Raw genomic sequence first — 16,527 nt, 5'->3', positions numbered from 1 at the left:
TATTGTACTCTCTTACAAAATAAAGGTATAAGAGAATTCGTAATCTCCTGATGAGTTTTATAATACCCTTATATTTTAGTATCAAAAAACCCTTGTCTTCGAATCACGACAAAGGCTTTTATGATTAAAAACGGAATTCTTGTCCAACCTCATATTGGTCTTCTAATACGTATATCCCTTTTTCTTCTGGAGCGTTTGGTAATCCGAGTTCTTTTTGGGAACAAATCATACCACTAGAATCAATTCCTCTCAGCTTAGTCGGTTTAATTTCCATTCCACTAGGCATGATTGCTCCTATTTTAGCCACCACTACTTTTTGCCCTTGATCGATGTTTGGTGCCCCACATACGATTTGTAGGGTTTCTTCACCAACATCTACCTGACAAACACTAAGCTTATCCGCATTCTCGTGGGGCGCTTTTTCTTTTACAAACCCTACTACAAACTTAGGAGTCAAATCGATGTTTAATTCATCCTCCAACCCATTCTTTCTGAAGGACTCTTTCAATTGACTTAATAATGCATCGTCTAAAGTAATTTTTCCAGTATCATTTAATGAAAAATAATGAGAAGCATTAAAGACGTTATATCCTAATAAGTCATTGTTACCAGAATCTACAATTTTAACTACATCGCCAAATGCTTGGTGAGAAATAGAATAACGATCTCCTTGCTTAATAGGAAAAATCAGCACATCTCCAACACCTTGCTTATTGTAAAATACATCCACAATCATTCATCCCTTCTACTTCTTATCATTTGTAGGTTTGTTTTTCGCTAATATAAATACAGGCTCGAGTTTCTTATCATCATAAATAAATGGCAAAGAAGTTATTGGTACTCTGCCTTCAGCAAAAAACTTCATGGTCATTTGTGCCAATATATCATAACCTGTATTATTCTGAATATCTGCAAAAATAAGTACATCTTGGTGCGGAACAGCAACTGCTAGCTCTCCTGTGCTATTAGCTTTCATTTCCTCAAGCAGAGACTCATTTAATATTCTACTTGCATCATATCCATCCTGACTTGCCATGAAATAAAAGTCATTTCCAGCTACAGTATCTTTCTTGGGTTCTGATTTAAGGGACCGTACATTAAAAATAGATATTTCCCTTATTCTCTCCAAAGTCCAACCTTCTTTAGTTAGCATTGCTTGATCAATTAATTGATACGTATTTCCCAAATCGAGGGCATAGTATATTCGAGTTTCTGCAGTATGGTCAGAATAAATCAGCCATTCTCCTGCTTTGGATTTTTTAGGGAAAGAAGTAGAACGGATAACAGGAAATATATTTTTTTCTTTTCCGGTTAAATCATGAACTTCATTCATTATCTTTAATGCTTCTCTTACATGATATTCCAAATCTGAAAGTGCTGCATCTCCCATTTGCTCATACTTTGCAATTACATTCGGTATCGTTATAGAAATTCCTTTACGTGTTTCTTTCCATTCCACACGAAAAATATCTTTATCACGATTAAAAGAAATATTCCACTCAGTGTGTTGTAATCTTTCTTCTAGAATCTTCTTCATTTTTATACTAGTCATTTTCATCTAAATTCCTCCTTTTAGGAAGAAGATAACTACTTTTGCTATTTTAGCATTTATTTGGAGTAAAGAAAACTTAGGCAAACTTTTAGAACGATTTTTGTCTAAGTTTGAAGGTACATAGAGCTATCAAAATATATTTTCTAATTAAAAATGCCTTGCAATAGTCGCAAGACATTCTCAAAAGTTACGCTGAAAGATCACCAATAAATTTCTCGATTTCCTCTTGCGTTTTTCTTTCTTTACTAACGAAGCGACCAATTTCCTTTCCATCGTTAAAAGCTAAAAAACTTGGAATACCAAATATATCATGTTTTACGCATACATCGATAAATTTATCTCGATCTATATGTACAAAAGTAAATTCATTAAATTTTTCTTCCACGTCTGGTAAGAACGGTTCAATAAACCGACAATCTCCACACCATTCAGCTGAAAATACTAAGATAGTTTTCCCATTGCTAATTAGGGATTCCAGTTGCTCTTCTGTTTCCAAAAGTTTCATTCTATAACCACCAATCTATTTTTTACTCATAATCAATTTTCATATCTCCTGGCTTGATCCATCCTTTTTTCCGTAGGAATTCTGAAATACCTAAGCTAATCAGTGCGGGTCCAACAATATGCAAAATTAATACCGCCCAAAATACTTCCATAGTGAATCCCATAGATTTAAAAGTCATAATTTGTCCTACAAAACCAGCTGTTCCCATTCCTGCCCCGGAAAAATTGTTAGTCATCTCTAGCCAAACCGTAGCAAAAGGCGCAAGCAGGGCTCCTGCTATAGTTGGAGGAAGGATAATTAACGGTTTTTTTATAATATTTGCAACTTGTAGCATCGATGTACCAATTCCCTGAGCAAGAAAACCACCCATTCCATTGTCCCGATAACTAGACACTGCAAACCCAATCATTTGGGCTGCACAGCCAACTGTTGCAGCTCCTGCCGCTAAACCATCCAATGATAACATGATGGCAATAGCTGCACTTGAGATTGGCGCTGTTAATGCCCAGCCCATTAAAATTGCTATGATAATTCCCATAATGAGCGGTTGTTGTTCGGTAGACCAATTAATAATACTACCTAAACCAGTCATCAGTGTATTAATTGGAGGTCCAACTATTTTTCCAATAGTGAAACCAACAACAATCGTGACCAACGGAGTTAAGATAATATCAAGACGCGTCTGTTTATAAATCACCTTACCAAATTCAGTAGCAAATACTGCTGTCACATAACTTCCAGCTGGACCACCTAGATCGTAGCCATATGCACCAGCAAATAGAACAGAGAATGCTACTAAAGGTGGTGCCTTTAATCCATATGCAATAGCAACCCCTATTGCACCCCCGACAACCTTCTTGTCCATTGCAAAGGCGCCCATTTCCTCAATCCATGTAAATAAAGACTTTTCCCCGAAGATAACGGGGAGTTGTTGTCCAATAGTTTGAACAATCAAACCAATAATTAAGGAAGAAAAAAGTCCAAGCGCCATAAAACTTAAAGCAGTAATAAAGTATTCTTTAGGGGAAAGGGTCACACCTTTTCTAGTTAAAAATGTCTTCATTCATACTTCTCCTTATTCGAAACAGTGATAGTTCGTTATCTTATGACTCATATGCAATCGAATTTGCCATTTTCATCATTAATTCAGCATCCTCAACTAAATGAACCTTAGAGGTTATTGTAGTAATTTTCACACCACCAACACCTATTTGTAATTCAAAGGCGTCCTTTTTAGCAGTTTTTACCATTATATATCCAAAACGCTGATCATCTGTAAATGATTCTAACAGTACGTAGTTCCCTGCTGCTTGTGCAGATTGAAAATTTAATTCACTTTTTGAGGACTCGAGTGGGTTATAAAATAACAGATAGATCTGTTCTTCTTTAGATAACACCAAATTACTATTCTCCTCTTGGTCCACTGTTAGTTCTTCTGGCAGATATAAAGAAAAATTATCAACTGTTCGAGTTGACTTAATATTGTCTTTATGAAAAGTTACTTCAGCAATTTCTTTAGCTTGATCAATCACTTCTCCTTCAGGTTCATAACTAAAGATAGTTAGTACAATAATTCCTACTAGCAATAACCCTATTACCAAAAGGCCAGTTTTATTCATTTTCATATTATTCCTCCTGAAATTACATACTCAGTATAAGAACAAATTCGAAGAGAAAATGTCTTCAGTAACCGAATTGTATTAACCTAATTTAAAGGTAGTTACATCATCCTAAAAGCATAGGTACTTACCCTAATTAACCAAAAAATTTAGGTTATTAAAAAATACTTCAAATCATTACTAGAAACTATAAAAGGTCAATAGTTCTAATTACCCCATTCTCTATAATACTACTATTATTTAATTTGACAAGAACTGTTTTATCCTATACTTCTTTTGCTTATGTTACCCGATCAACTTATAATGGAACACATGGAAATAATAAGGAAACATAATATTGGAGGAGAATTCGATGGAATTAGTTGTTTATTTAGCAGGACAAATACATGATAACTGGAGAGAACAAGTAAAATTAAAAGCGCAAGCTAAGAGTTTACCACTGACATTCGTAGGGCCACAAGAGGACCATGAATTATCAGATTCCATTGGCGAAACAATATTAGGAAAACAGCAAAATTACCTGTATCGAGATGACACTGCTTCCGCTATAAATAATTTACGAACCAAGGTGTTACTACAAAAAGCTGATGTAGTCGTTGCTTTATTTGGAGAAAAATATAAGCAATGGAATACTGCAATGGATGCTTCAACTGCAATAGCTATGAACAAACCAACGATAATCATTCGACCAGAGTCTTTGATCCATCCACTTAAAGAATTATCAAACAAAGCAAACGTAACAGTCGAGACAATAGATCAAGCCATCGATGTATTAGAGTATATTTATAAATAAAATGCTTTGGACTTTTACAGCCTCCAAAAGTTAGAGTGAAAATCTAACTTTTAGGGGGCACCTCAACCTAAGCGCTTTTTTATTTAAGTATTCCTAATATTTAATATTTGAACAAAATCTATTCATTTACGACTCTGAATGTAAGTAAAAATCATATTGTCCTTTTAGCAATTTAACAACATGTGTAAACATTTCCTCACGACTTACTATATTATTAGTGAAAATACCTATTGCTCCTTCATGTTTACGGATATCTGTTTTCTTGGTATAATCATCCATCACATCACCTAATTCAATGCCTTTTTCAAGTTGTTTCGATATTTCTTTCGGCAATGGAATTCGTGCACCACTAGCTACAAATACTTCACCTGTTTCGTTTATCAATGCTCCCCAGTTACATAGAAATAATTCAGAACCTACTTCCATTACACCACCTTCTAGACCAATACCTAATAGGTTTTTACTCATTTGTGCACACTGTCTAGCTCTATTAATCGCACCTTCTAATGTTTCATCATCTGAATAGGGCTGTAAGGATACTTTAGATTCCACATTAACAGATTCTATCTCCCAATCTTTAAAAACGTTGGATACAGCTTTTATTTTGGTGGGATTTTTAGATCCTATATGTATTTTCATTAAACTTCATCCTTTATATCATGTTTTAATGGCCTTATAATAACACCTAATGAAAGGGACTATGCTTGTAGTAATTTTACTAGAAGCTAGCCCCTATAATTGTTAACGTTAACCGTTCATTCTTATTTGTTCAACTGTATTAGCATCCGTTGTTTTTACAAGTTTTATAATTAATTCTTTTGCTGCAGCATAATCATCAACATGAATGATCGAGGCATGTGTGTGGATATACCGAGAACATATTCCAACAACAGCTGATGGTACACCTTCATTTGTTAGATGAACTCTTCCTGCGTCCGTTCCACCTTGTGAAATAAAGTATTGATAAGGAATCTTGTTCGATTCAGCAGTATCCAATATAAAGTCTCTAATACCTCTATGTGTAATCATAGAGCGATCAAAGATACGTAGTAAAGCACCCTTTCCTATTTGCCCGAATTCCTTACTATCCCCAGCCATGTCGTTAGCTGGCGATGCATCTAATGCATAAAATATATCCGGCTTAATCATGTTTGCAGCAACTTGTGCACCTCTTAACCCTACTTCTTCTTGTACAGTTGCACCAGAATATAGTTGGTTAGGAAGCTGCGTTCCTTGTAGTTCTTTCAATAGTTCTATAGCTAAGCCACAACCATACCGGTTATCCCATGCTTTTGCTAAAATTTTCTTGTCATTTGCCATTGGAGTAAAAGGAGAAACAGGGACAATTTGTTGTCCGGGCTTAATACCCATTTGTTTTACATCTTCATCATCATCTGCACCAACGTCAATTAACATATTTTTTTGGTCCATTGGTTTCTTTCTTTGCTCTGGCGTTAAATTGTGAGGGGGTATAGACCCAATAATTCCTATTACCGGTCCCTTGTCTGTCATGATTTGTACACGTTGGGCTAAAAGCACTTGTGACCACCACCCACCAAGTGTCTGAAAACGAATCATTCCATTTTTCGTAATTTGTGTAACCATAAAACCAACTTCGTCCATATGGCCGGCAACCATTACTCTTGGTCCTTCTCCATGTTTTACACCAAAGACACCACCAAGCTTGTCTTGAACAACTTCATCTGAATATTTTTCTATTTCACTTTTCATGAAATTCCGGACAAGGTATTCATTACCTGATGCACCTTGTAGTTCTGTTAACGTTTTGAATAAGTCTAATGTCTCTTTGTTCAACTATATTGACCTCCCTAATTTTCTTCTTTCCTAATTGTAACCTAATATAAGTAACACTTCCATTAGCAAGTTCACAGTTCAAGTATCCACATGAATGCCATTCTGTTTCCAGGATAAACTAATAAATAGTTAAACTTTGTACATTTATCAATTGTTTCCATTTTTTTGTTTTACTTTGTTTTCTATTTTGTGAAAAATCAGGTATACTAAACTAAAATTCTAATCCATGAGGTGAGCCATATGAACTGGAAGAAAGTTGCATTCGCAGCGGGCCTAGGAGCCTTGGCTGGATACTTTATTAATGAACAGATCTCAAATCAACAACAAGTTACTCCTGAAAAGGCATTAAAGCAAGCGAAAGAGGCATTTAGACAACAAGGACCTGTCAGCGGTTCTTGGATATATATGAAATCTGAGGAATTTGTAAAGAACGGATTAACTTACAATGTATATCGCGGAGGTATCACAAGAACTAAAGATGGGGAAAATACACAATATGAATTCTTTGTAGATGCAGACACAGGAACAATAATTGATGTTGCAGAATCCGCTTAAGTAGAAAACTGGGAAGCCTAAAAAAGGCTTCCCAGTTCAAAATAATAAAAATAATTTAAAATTTGGCAATACAGCGATAGATAGGTTGTCCTTTTGCCGAAAATTTCTCTTCATATTCTGTCATCACATTAGTTGGATCCGCATGTTCATGTAAATCTAGTAGAACCTCTTTTAAAACCATTCCATACTCAGAAAAGCTAACTAACGAGTATTCAAATAGTCCTTTGTTATCGGTTTTTAGAACTATTTCCCCATCTTCTTTTAAAATATGCTTATATTGATCTAAAAAAGAGCGAAATGTTAACCGTCTTTTTTCATGACGATTCTTTGGCCAAGGGTCTGAAAAATTCAAATAAATTTTATCAATTTCATTTTCACCAAATAACTCTCGTAAATCTTCAGCATTTTCATTAATTAGTCTAATGTTTTTTGAATTAGCATCTTTCACCTTCTGGATAGCACTAACAATGATGCTTTTAGCAATTTCAATTCCTATAAAATTGTTATCCGAATTTTGTTCAGCCATTCCGACAATAAACTGACCCTTACCAGTTCCTACTTCTATATGAATTGGATTATCATTATGAAATACTTCATTCCATTTTCCCTTTTTTTCAAAGGGTGTTAATTCGATAATATCATGGTTCTCTTTTATAAAATCATCAGCCCATGGTTTGTTACGTGCGCGCATCTCTTTTGCTCTCCTTCAGTTTTATTATACCGTTTAAACAGTACCATGATTGTTTGCAATAGTGCAAGTCCATTAGTAAAGCGAAGATAATCTAAAATTATTTAAAAAAGGGACGAGTAAATAATTACTCATCCCTTTTTGTATAATTCGAAGTAAAAAGTAAAAAATAGCATTAAAGGTGGGTGTTTTTTTCATGTCATTAGATGTCAACAACCAATTAAGTCTTCTGTCTGATTTATTGAGTGAGCAATCAGAAGATTGCTGTGGAAGTGTTTCAGAATGTCAACAGATTAAGCGACTTGTACAATCCATGATGGCTAATAATTCCATTGAAAGCCAGGAATTATTGCAACTACTTCCTGAAATTTATAATTACGGAAGACAAGGTGAGATTGCACAGAATCTTAATGAACATATAAACACAAACCAGAGCAATTTACAAAATTGGGTTAATGCTATTGAATATCAATAAGCTGTAACCCGATTTAGAAGCCGTTTCAATTGTTGAAGTCGTTGAGCGGCTTCTTTTACTTCTAACCTTTTTTGGTGCCACATATAATAATTGATTTCATTTATTAATAAATACCAAATCATTCTTAACATCAAGTTGTCATCTCTAACAATTCCATAACTTTCCAGCCAATTATCCCATTCTTCTTCTGGAATATACGAATGTAGGACCATGCCAATATCTACTGCTGGATCCCCTACTTTAGCACTGTCCCAGTCAATAAGATATAATTGTCCAGTTTGGGAAAGTAGCCAGTTATTATGGTTCATATCACAATGACAGACAACTTGCTTTTCCACATAAACATACGGCAGCATTCTCTCCAAATATCTAATCGCTTGAAGTACTTCTATCTGCGCAGCTGTTCCTTCATTGAACCTAACCTTATTTTTAACCTTAAAAAGAACTTCATCAGGTCTTAGCGGTTTTTTTCCTATTCGCAACAGCATATCTAATAATTCTGAGGAATGATGTATCTTACTTAAAAGTTTCGCAACTTTAGGATGCTGCATTTCTTCTGGATTTAATTCTTTGCCGTCTAGCCATTGTTGCGCTGTTACGACATCACCGTTTTCAAGTCTCTTAGTCCAAACCAATTTTGGGACAATTCCTTGGGCAGATAAAACAGCCAAAAACGGTGAAGAATTTCTTTTTAAGAATAAACGTTTAGTATCACTTTGTGCGTAAAATGCAGCTCCAGTAGAGCCACCAGCTGGTGTAATCGTCCATTCTTTTCCTAGAACATGTTCCAATGCTATCATCCTCCATTCCTCAAAATCTTATAAATCATAAAATTCCGAGTCTATCATACATAGATACTCGGTTACCGTTATCTAGTGAAATCTGTACATTTATAGTATCTAAAGATCACTAGTCATTTTTTAGAAGAATAATAATAGATTAACTTATTTTAGGTACAAATATCAAGAGAAAAATTAAATAAATTATATATAAAAGAAAATCTATTTAAATTGTAACGGATATAAAAACTATTTTATTCAAGCATATCTTCATCTTCGGCGTCCGTTTCTTCTTCCCATTCTGGGCGTTTATAAGCATTTGTGTAACAGTGATTCAAAAGTAATTCAGCAACTTTTAATTGACGATGTTTTAATGGCGATACCAAGTTCCTTTTTTGCGTCAACCACTGCTCATGTTGCTCCTTGCCAACATAATTAGTTCTATATGGTACAAGGTTATACTCAATGGTATTCGTGCGAGATAATACTACTTTTTCAATAGGAAATTCTATATCGTATTTGCTTAAAATGCTTTTAATTACTTTTTCGGTTCTCTTTAAAGATAATAGAGGGCTAAGCAATCTAGTTTGTACCTGATTCTCTTCCGAATACCAGGTCCGATCATCACCAGCTATAATTGTTTTCCTAGAGTCCATTTCCACAAACTTTATGATTTCGATCCCAACAGGGCTAATTAAAATAATATCCCCTTCGAGTGGACCATTTTTCAATTTCAAGATAGGATAATACATTAATAAATAGGTGTCAGGAAACCTTTGTAGAAAGTATTTTAAAGAAAAATCTTGATGGTAATATTGATCAATAAAGGACATTTCACTTATTGTTGTTGATGCCCATTTTAGTTGAAATGGCAATAAGGTGTCTAAAAAGTATTGCTTTAAATCATCTTTAGATTCTGGAAGGAACTCCATGTTTTGTTCATCTTGGTCTGTTTCTTCACGATCCATTTCGTCTTTACGCTTAAAAAACTTTGACCAACCTTTGAAGTGGTTTACTTCTTCCTCGGGTTTCTGATCAAATTGTGCACTCTCTTCCATTTGTTCTTCCCAAGTTTGCACTAACTTTTTCCAGTTTTGTCCCTTTAAGCGTGTGAATTGACCTGGATAATGAAAAGTATCCTTTTCATACCGTGAAATATAGTCTTGAAGCTTAATTAATTGCGCCATACGTTTACCTCATTTTAAATCTATTTTCTTGATTACTTCATATTTCGGCGATCGCTGTGGATGAATTTGATATAACACAAAATGATTAATTGTTATCGTTCTTTCATCTGAGAATGAAGAGATTAATTTATCATAATCTACTTCAGTAATTTGTGCACCACTCCATTTTTTAGCAATGGTTATATGTGGGCGGTACGGCCTATTTTCTTTAGGAAAACCAACAGCTTTACCAAGGGTTTCGATTGAATTATACAACTGTTGCAAGACATCAGTTTTCTCTACACCAGCCCATAATACACGTGGTTGATTCACTTTTCCAAAAGTCCCTAGCTTTCCAATGGTTATCTTGAAAGAATTTGGAACACTAAGTTTTTCCAGCTCTTTCATTAAGATTTCTATTTTATCAGCAGAAACAGCCCCGAAAAACTTTAATGTAATATGAAGATCGTCTGGATGTGTCCAACTTTTATAGGTAATATGATTACTTTGCTTTATCTTTTGTTGTGCATCCTTTAACCAGTCATTTACAGTAGGATTCATTGGTATAGCAATAAAGTAATGTGGATTTTGTCCCATTCTAAAAAACCTCCTAGAACGTATATGTCCACTTATTTTGTACATTTTAACACAATATATTACTTATTGACTAAAAGTAAACGATCATACGTTTCCTTGTCACAAATAACATATAATTCAGCTTCTTTAGACAATGTATTATCTAGCATTCTATTTATACTAAGATTGTCTCGATCGCTAACTAAGGTAGCCCCGTGTTCTAATAGATATTCAAATGCATCCCTGTATGTTTTCCAACTTGGAGATAAAGGTATATGGTATAAATCATCACCATGAGATCTGCGAAGTAATTGAGAATAAACACTAGAAATACCTTTCCTGAAAGCAGAACGAACAAACAAGGAAGAAATAGTTTCATGAGAAATAATAAATTCATCCACTTTCATATATTCAAAGTTTTTAATATGGCTTTCTTCCATTACTTCTACAATAGTATGTACATTTGGGGCGACTGACTCAATTGCAGATGCGATGAGTAGCGTTTTTCCGTCGGCTAATTGATCATCCAAAATCTTTTCATCTGCAAAAACTAGTACTGCTTTTGCATTGGTTATATTTGCCTTTTGTAAGGTGTCTCGATCAGATGCATTTCCTCTAATATAGTAAATATTTTCCTCAAGCATTGGTGCCTTATCCAAGTCATCAATAATCACAATTTCTATTGATTGATCCGTATCCAACATTTCTTTAATTGAGAATTTGGCTTTATGAGACCACCCGATAATAATATAATGTTTTTCCCCTTTAAACATAATATCACCTTCCTCCCTTTTTATACGATAACTTGCTAATCCGTCAACCACTTTTCCAATCACTACACCAATGAGGCCAATCCCAAAGATATAAAGGAATAATGCGATTATCCTACCCGCAACTGTTACAGGATAATAATCACCGTACCCTACCGTAGTAACCGTGGTCATTACCCACCAGAAACCATCAAAAAAACTAGGAAATGATTCTTTTTCAACCTGAAATATTAAAAAGGAAGCAAATAATACAAGAAATAAACTCGAAACGAAAAGTAAATAGTTTTGAATTTTTATAGCTTTTTTGATTAATACCCTAATTACATACATAGTTGTCCCTCCTCTATAATAAATATAAATTAAATGAATTATCTGTAAAGTTATTTGTAGACCTAGCCTAATTAAACAAAAAGGTGTAAAATTAAATTAACTGCTAGGTTTACGATCACCACATGTCTAATGAATAACATTAAGGAGTGGTTTTTTGAATCAATCTACAACCCGTATGCTGAATCGAGTAAAGGCTGTCTATCTATTTATTAGAGATAATGGTCCTGTCTCGACAAGTCAAATCGCTGAAGAATTTGGGATAACCGATCGAACGGTTCAAAGAGATCTTAATGTCTTAGAGCATAATGGACTAGTCGTAAGTCCAAACCGGGGAAGATGGAGAATCACTGAAAAGAAAGTCAAGATATCGTAAACAAACAATAAATGAATTTTATCGAAAAAGGCTGGCCATTTGGTCAGCCTTTTTATTTTATTAATTAGGGTTGATTGGTAATAGATATCAGATACTGATACTCTTCATCTGTTAATTCACGGTATTGGCCCAATTCCAGATCCTCATCCAACACCAGTGTCCCCATAGACAGCCTTTTCAAATAAATCACCTTTTTGTCAACTGCTTCAAACATGCGCTTAACTTGATGAAATTTACCTTCCGTAATTGTTAACTCAATTTCCGAGATTTCCCCTCGATTTAGAATACATAAATCACCCGGTTTAGTTTCATAACCATCATCCAATGTAACGCCCAGTTTAAACTTTTCAACATCTTCTTCCGTTACTCTACCTTCTATTTTAGCGTAATAAGTTTTCCCTACATTTTTCTTAGGAGAGAGCAATTGATGTGCTAACTTTCCATCATTTGTTATAAGTAACAAGCCCTCAGTATCTTTATCCAATCTCCCAACAGGAAATGGCTCCATCACAACATCTTCAGGTTCAAGAAGGTCAATAACTGTTTCATCTCTATTGTCTTCCGTTGCAGAAACAACCCCAGGAGGCTTATTCATCATAAGGTAGATATGCTCCCTATATTCAAGGACCTCATCCATTACCTTTATAATCTCATTAGCCGGATCAACATGGGTACTACTATTCTTTATAACTTCTTCATTACGCTTTACTACACCCTTTTTTAAAAGGCTTTTTACTTCTTTTCGACTACCAAACCCCATGTTGGCTAGCAATTTATCGATGCGCATTTTTGAAATAACTCCTTATTTTTTTCTTCTAAACACTTTGTCAATGATTCTTACACGATTCCCTAATACCCTTTCTAGAAGAGTTGATTCATAGCTTAACCAAAGGTAAACAGATGCTCCTACAATAATGCTAACAGTCATGACAAATAGCATTTGCAAGCGATTGTCTGTATAGTTTATAAAAGTCCCTAATAACCACTTAGTAAGCAGAACTGTTATAGCCATAATTACTGTAAAGATAGCAATTAACATTGACCTTTTAATAAATTGCTTGAACGGGAAATTAATCGCTCTTCTAATCTTGAATAAGTTTAATATTACTGCTGTAGCAACAGCGATCATTGTGCCTAAAACCGCTCCTATTCCTCCAAACAAATGGATGAGCGGGACATTTAAAAGCACTTTTAATAATAAACCTGCTGTTAAACTTACCAAAGCATATCGTTGCTCGTTTATTCCTTGCAAAATGGATGAGCTAACAGTAAATAGTCCAAATAATAATGCTACAGGTGCATACCAGCTAAGCAATTTTCCATTTAAAGGTAAATTATCGTTAATCCCATAAAAGGTTCCATATACTTCAAATCCTAACAAGGACATACCTACTACTGCTGGTAAAATTAATAACATAACAATTTGCAAAGATTGATTAATTTGATGAAATATTAATTCTCTATTTCGGTCTGTGAAAGCTTTTGTCAGAGACGGTATTATGGCTAGAGCTAACCCTGTGGCGACAGTTACTGGAATAATAACTAATTTATGACCATACATCGTAATATTAGATTGAACTGTATTTACATTCTCACCTAATCCAACTGCATTCATGGCTCTCTCTATAGTCAATACATCAATTTCCTGATATAGAGGCGTTGCAATTCCTACCAATACAAATGGACCTGCGTACCGAAATAACTCCTTATATAAATCAATTAAAGGTATATCAAATGTTTCTTTTTGCATGGCAAGTTGTTTATCAAGATACGGCTTTCTTTTTCTCCAAAAAATACCAAGTGAAATAAAAGATACGATACCTCCTATAAAAGCAGCAAAGGTAGCAAATCCTACCGCTTGTGGAACTGTGCCATTAAAAACGTGTATTGTTACATATGCCCCCACAAGCAAGAATAATATCCTAGCAATCTGTTCAATAACTTGGGAAACTGCTGTTGGCCCCATCGATCCATACCCTTGAAAGAAGCCTCTTACAATACTCATTGAAGGAATGATGATTAATGCAAAACTCACCATTCGAATTACCATCGCAATATCTTCTACATTATTACCATGCTTATCTGAAACTGACGCTATATTTGCTAAAAAATCAGCTCCTATATATAGAATTGCAAAAGCCAGTATTCCAGTGACAATCATTAAACTCATTCCAGCTTTAAACATTCTCCGTCCAGTATAATAGTCCCCTAAGGCATTATACTTAGACACAAATTTCGAAACTGCAAGTGGTACACCGACAGTAGATATACTAATTAATATATTATAAGGAGTATATGCGTGTACATACAGTGCCCCACCATCTTCCTTAACTAGTTCATAAAACGGAATGGTATAAATCATACCTAAAAACTTTGATATGAACGTTGCTGCTGTTAAGAGCAATGTTCCACGTAATATATTTGATGCCATCATTTCACCTTAATCCATTAAAATAATCGAACATATCTATTTTATCATAATTGAATGACTAAGGTTAAATTTGTATAATAAAATTGTCATTTTATGTGATTTATTGGAATTTATTGAAAATAAAACGTTCATTCTATTTAAACCTTTCCCTCTATTGACACCATTTTTTAAAAATTAATTATCATTACATTGCTAATATGCTAAGATTAAACAGTTAACAAGGAATTCACTAGATTATTATAGGTAATAATATTCATAAAAGGTTATCCTCTTTAAGGAAAGGATGAAACAATTGACATATCAAGTTACTGTACTAGGGGGTGGCCCGTCCGGTTTAATGGCAGCAATAGCAGCAGCAGAAAATGGTGCCAAGACCCTTTTAATAGACAAAGGCAATAAACTCGGAAAAAAGCTTGCTATATCTGGAGGTGGTCGTTGTAATGTAACAAATAGATTACCTCAGGATGAAGTCATTAAGCATATCCCAGGTAATGGAAGGTTTTTATATAGTGCATTTTCTATCTTTAATAATTACGATATTATTGATTTCTTTGAAGGACTAGGCGTTGCTTTAAAGGAAGAGGATCATGGTAGAATGTTTCCTGTTAGTAACTCGGCTAAAAGCGTTGTAAATGCGTTATTAAATAAATTAGATGAACTAGGTGTAACAATTATGACTGATACACCTGTAGAGGCTATTGATTATGGAACAGAATCTCACTTTATTATTTTAAAATCTAAGAAGAAGATTGAGACAAAAACAGTTATTTTAGCAGTAGGAGGAAAGGCTGTTCCTTACACAGGTAGTACTGGTGACGGATATGCATGGGCAAAGAAAGCTGGGCATATAATAACTGATTTGTATCCAACAGAAGTACCTTTGTTATCCAATGAGAGTTTTATAAAAACTAAAAGTCTACAAGGGTTAGCGCTTAGAGATGTTGCACTATCTGTTTTAAATAATAAAAATAAGGTGATCGTCACTCATAAAATGGACATGCTTTTTACCCATTTCGGGGTTTCCGGTCCTGCAGTACTCCGGTGTTCACAATTCGTTGTGAAGGAATTAATGAAAGGTAATAAACAAGTTACAATGGAAATTGACAGCCTCCCATCAGAAAATGATCAAGAACTATATAATAAGTACATAAAAATAATGGATGAAAATCCAAAGAAAAATGTCAAAAATATTTTCAAAGGAATAGTTCCTGAAAGATATTTAGATTTTCTTTTAACAAAAAACGACATAGATGATGAAAAGACTGCAAATATTTCCCGGGAAAAGATTCGGAATCTTGTTCATGATTTTAAACACTTTAAATTTCTTGTAAATGGGAGTCAACCTATAGAGAAAGCTTTTGTAACAGGTGGAGGTGTGTCGACTAAAGAGGTAATCCCTAATACTATGCAATCAAAATTTATGAATGGGCTGTACTTTTGTGGCGAAATATTAGATATTCACGGTTATACTGGTGGGTATAATATTACTTCTGCAATGGTTACAGGGAGAGTAGCAGGCATGAATGCTGCATGGGAATCCTTAGCTTAAATCGATTTATCGATTTAATAATGTGGTAATATGATTGGACACTTACCCCAATTACATTTAAACTTCTAAAAAAGCATCGAACTTGCATTGCAGCATGATGCTTTTTTAGATATACAGGGCTTGTTCCATTTAAACTATATCCTTAAACACAAAACTTTGTTAAGCCATAATTTCAGGATACAAAAACTCTATATGAATAATTAAGGATCTTAAATGATTATATACACATAAAGTTAAGTCAAATACAATCTGATTTTCATTAATTTAATGTTGTCTCCTTACTCTTTAAAGAATACACAAATTAATGATTTAGAACAAAGTCACTAAATTATACTTTTTCGGTATCAAATTTGTCCTGACTATTTTTCACACATTTTTTATTCTTTTAAAACAAAAATACCCAAGAAGCATTGATGCTTCTTGGGTATTTTAATTGCCTAGCGGCGTCCTACTCTTGCAGGGGCAAAGCCCCAACTACCATGGGCGCTGAAGAGCTTAACTACTGTGTTCGGCATGGGAACAGGTGTGACCTCTTCGCTATTGCTACTAGA

19 protein-coding genes and 1 rRNA gene are annotated in these 16,527 nt (G+C 34.4%); 5 read left to right on the top strand and 15 right to left on the bottom strand.

Features of this window, described 5'->3' with window-relative positions; genetic code table 11:
- Window positions 1-124: 124 nt before the first annotated feature.
- From ytpR to H7K77_RS13295, 5 genes are all read right to left on the bottom strand, one after another.
- Complete coding sequence (gene ytpR / locus H7K77_RS13315) at window positions 125-730, bottom strand: YtpR family tRNA-binding protein (protein WP_186578344.1); 606 nt, start codon at window positions 728-730, stop codon at window positions 125-127.
- Between the two features lie 15 nt (window positions 731-745).
- The gene (locus H7K77_RS13310; RefSeq protein WP_186578343.1) at window positions 746-1,558 is read right to left on the bottom strand and encodes a DUF1444 domain-containing protein; all 813 of its coding nucleotides are present in this window, start codon (window positions 1,556-1,558) and stop codon (window positions 746-748) included.
- 181 nt (window positions 1,559-1,739) lie between these two features.
- Entirely contained in the window at window positions 1,740-2,057 is a 318-nt protein-coding gene (locus H7K77_RS13305) for a thioredoxin family protein (protein ID WP_186578342.1), read from the bottom strand.
- Window positions 2,058-2,079: 22 nt separating this feature from the next.
- Window positions 2,080-3,120: a PTS transporter subunit IIC gene (locus H7K77_RS13300; protein ID WP_186578341.1), complete on the bottom strand. Its 1,041-nt coding sequence runs from the start codon at window positions 3,118-3,120 to the stop codon at window positions 2,080-2,082.
- A gap of 40 nt (window positions 3,121-3,160) precedes the next feature.
- Window positions 3,161-3,682, bottom strand: a complete 522-nt coding sequence (locus H7K77_RS13295) for a hypothetical protein (RefSeq protein WP_186578340.1) — start codon at window positions 3,680-3,682, stop codon at window positions 3,161-3,163.
- A 346-nt stretch (window positions 3,683-4,028) separates the two neighbouring features.
- Between H7K77_RS13295 and H7K77_RS13290 the strand changes: the two genes are divergently transcribed.
- Window positions 4,029-4,469 (top strand): YtoQ family protein, encoded by a 441-nt coding sequence (locus tag H7K77_RS13290; protein ID WP_186578339.1) that lies wholly within the window; start codon window positions 4,029-4,031, stop codon window positions 4,467-4,469.
- A 126-nt stretch (window positions 4,470-4,595) separates the two neighbouring features.
- Here H7K77_RS13290 and H7K77_RS13285 read toward each other — a convergent pair whose 3' ends face one another.
- On the bottom strand, window positions 4,596-5,108 hold the full coding sequence (locus H7K77_RS13285; RefSeq protein ID WP_186578338.1) for a DUF84 family protein: 513 nt from the start codon (window positions 5,106-5,108) through the stop codon (window positions 4,596-4,598).
- 108 nt (window positions 5,109-5,216) lie between these two features.
- On the bottom strand, window positions 5,217-6,284 hold the full coding sequence (locus H7K77_RS13280; RefSeq protein ID WP_186578337.1) for a M42 family metallopeptidase: 1,068 nt from the start codon (window positions 6,282-6,284) through the stop codon (window positions 5,217-5,219).
- A gap of 240 nt (window positions 6,285-6,524) precedes the next feature.
- Between H7K77_RS13280 and H7K77_RS13275 the strand changes: the two genes are divergently transcribed.
- Complete coding sequence (locus H7K77_RS13275; RefSeq protein ID WP_186578336.1) at window positions 6,525-6,839, top strand: PepSY domain-containing protein; 315 nt, start codon at window positions 6,525-6,527, stop codon at window positions 6,837-6,839.
- Window positions 6,840-6,894: 55 nt separating this feature from the next.
- On the opposite strand, the gene trmB is transcribed toward H7K77_RS13275, so the two are convergent.
- Window positions 6,895-7,530 carry a tRNA (guanosine(46)-N7)-methyltransferase TrmB gene (gene trmB / locus H7K77_RS13270; RefSeq protein ID WP_186578335.1) on the bottom strand — a complete coding sequence of 212 codons (636 nt, stop codon included), beginning with the start codon at window positions 7,528-7,530 and terminating at the stop codon, window positions 6,895-6,897.
- 193 nt (window positions 7,531-7,723) lie between these two features.
- Here trmB and H7K77_RS13265 point away from each other — a divergent pair, with 193 nt between their 5' ends.
- Complete coding sequence (locus H7K77_RS13265; RefSeq protein ID WP_186578334.1) at window positions 7,724-8,002, top strand: YtzH-like family protein; 279 nt, start codon at window positions 7,724-7,726, stop codon at window positions 8,000-8,002.
- On the opposite strand, the gene H7K77_RS13260 is transcribed toward H7K77_RS13265, so the two are convergent.
- The 4 genes from H7K77_RS13260 to H7K77_RS13245 form a co-directional block, all read right to left on the bottom strand.
- Entirely contained in the window at window positions 7,996-8,793 is a 798-nt protein-coding gene (locus tag H7K77_RS13260) for a phosphotransferase (protein ID WP_407926436.1), read from the bottom strand. The two genes, H7K77_RS13265 and H7K77_RS13260, sit on opposite strands and share 7 nt — an antisense overlap.
- A 242-nt stretch (window positions 8,794-9,035) precedes the next feature.
- Window positions 9,036-9,968: a nuclease-related domain-containing protein gene (locus H7K77_RS13255; protein WP_186578332.1), complete on the bottom strand. Its 933-nt coding sequence runs from the start codon at window positions 9,966-9,968 to the stop codon at window positions 9,036-9,038.
- A gap of 9 nt (window positions 9,969-9,977) precedes the next feature.
- Window positions 9,978-10,544, bottom strand: coding sequence for an RNA 2',3'-cyclic phosphodiesterase (gene thpR / locus H7K77_RS13250; RefSeq protein ID WP_186578331.1), 567 nt, complete (start codon window positions 10,542-10,544; stop codon window positions 9,978-9,980).
- A gap of 59 nt (window positions 10,545-10,603) precedes the next feature.
- Window positions 10,604-11,662 (bottom strand): potassium channel family protein, encoded by a 1,059-nt coding sequence (locus tag H7K77_RS13245; protein WP_328701125.1) that lies wholly within the window; start codon window positions 11,660-11,662, stop codon window positions 10,604-10,606.
- Window positions 11,663-11,777: 115 nt separating this feature from the next.
- Here H7K77_RS13245 and H7K77_RS13240 point away from each other — a divergent pair, with 115 nt between their 5' ends.
- On the top strand, window positions 11,778-11,996 hold the full coding sequence (locus tag H7K77_RS13240) for a DeoR family transcriptional regulator (protein ID WP_186578329.1): 219 nt from the start codon (window positions 11,778-11,780) through the stop codon (window positions 11,994-11,996).
- Between the two features lie 64 nt (window positions 11,997-12,060).
- On the opposite strand, the gene H7K77_RS13235 is transcribed toward H7K77_RS13240, so the two are convergent.
- Together H7K77_RS13235 and H7K77_RS13230 are read right to left on the bottom strand one after the other, a co-directional pair.
- Complete coding sequence (locus H7K77_RS13235) at window positions 12,061-12,783, bottom strand: pseudouridine synthase (RefSeq protein WP_186578328.1); 723 nt, start codon at window positions 12,781-12,783, stop codon at window positions 12,061-12,063.
- A gap of 15 nt (window positions 12,784-12,798) precedes the next feature.
- Entirely contained in the window at window positions 12,799-14,427 is a 1,629-nt protein-coding gene (locus H7K77_RS13230) for a putative polysaccharide biosynthesis protein (protein ID WP_328701119.1), read from the bottom strand.
- 292 nt (window positions 14,428-14,719) lie between these two features.
- On the opposite strand from H7K77_RS13230, the gene H7K77_RS13225 reads away from it, so the two are divergent.
- Window positions 14,720-15,976, top strand: coding sequence for a BaiN/RdsA family NAD(P)/FAD-dependent oxidoreductase (locus tag H7K77_RS13225; RefSeq protein ID WP_186578326.1), 1,257 nt, complete (start codon window positions 14,720-14,722; stop codon window positions 15,974-15,976).
- 435 nt (window positions 15,977-16,411) lie between these two features.
- Here H7K77_RS13225 and rrf read toward each other — a convergent pair.
- Window positions 16,412-16,527 (bottom strand): 5S ribosomal RNA (rrf, locus tag H7K77_RS13220).

The sequence above is a fragment of the Aquibacillus kalidii genome (genome assembly GCF_014280935.1).
In the GTDB taxonomy this organism is placed as follows: domain Bacteria; phylum Bacillota; class Bacilli; order Bacillales; family Amphibacillaceae; genus Aquibacillus_D; species Aquibacillus_D kalidii.
Note: the sequence above shows the minus strand (reverse complement) of the source record. Positions and strands in the feature narration are given on the sequence as shown.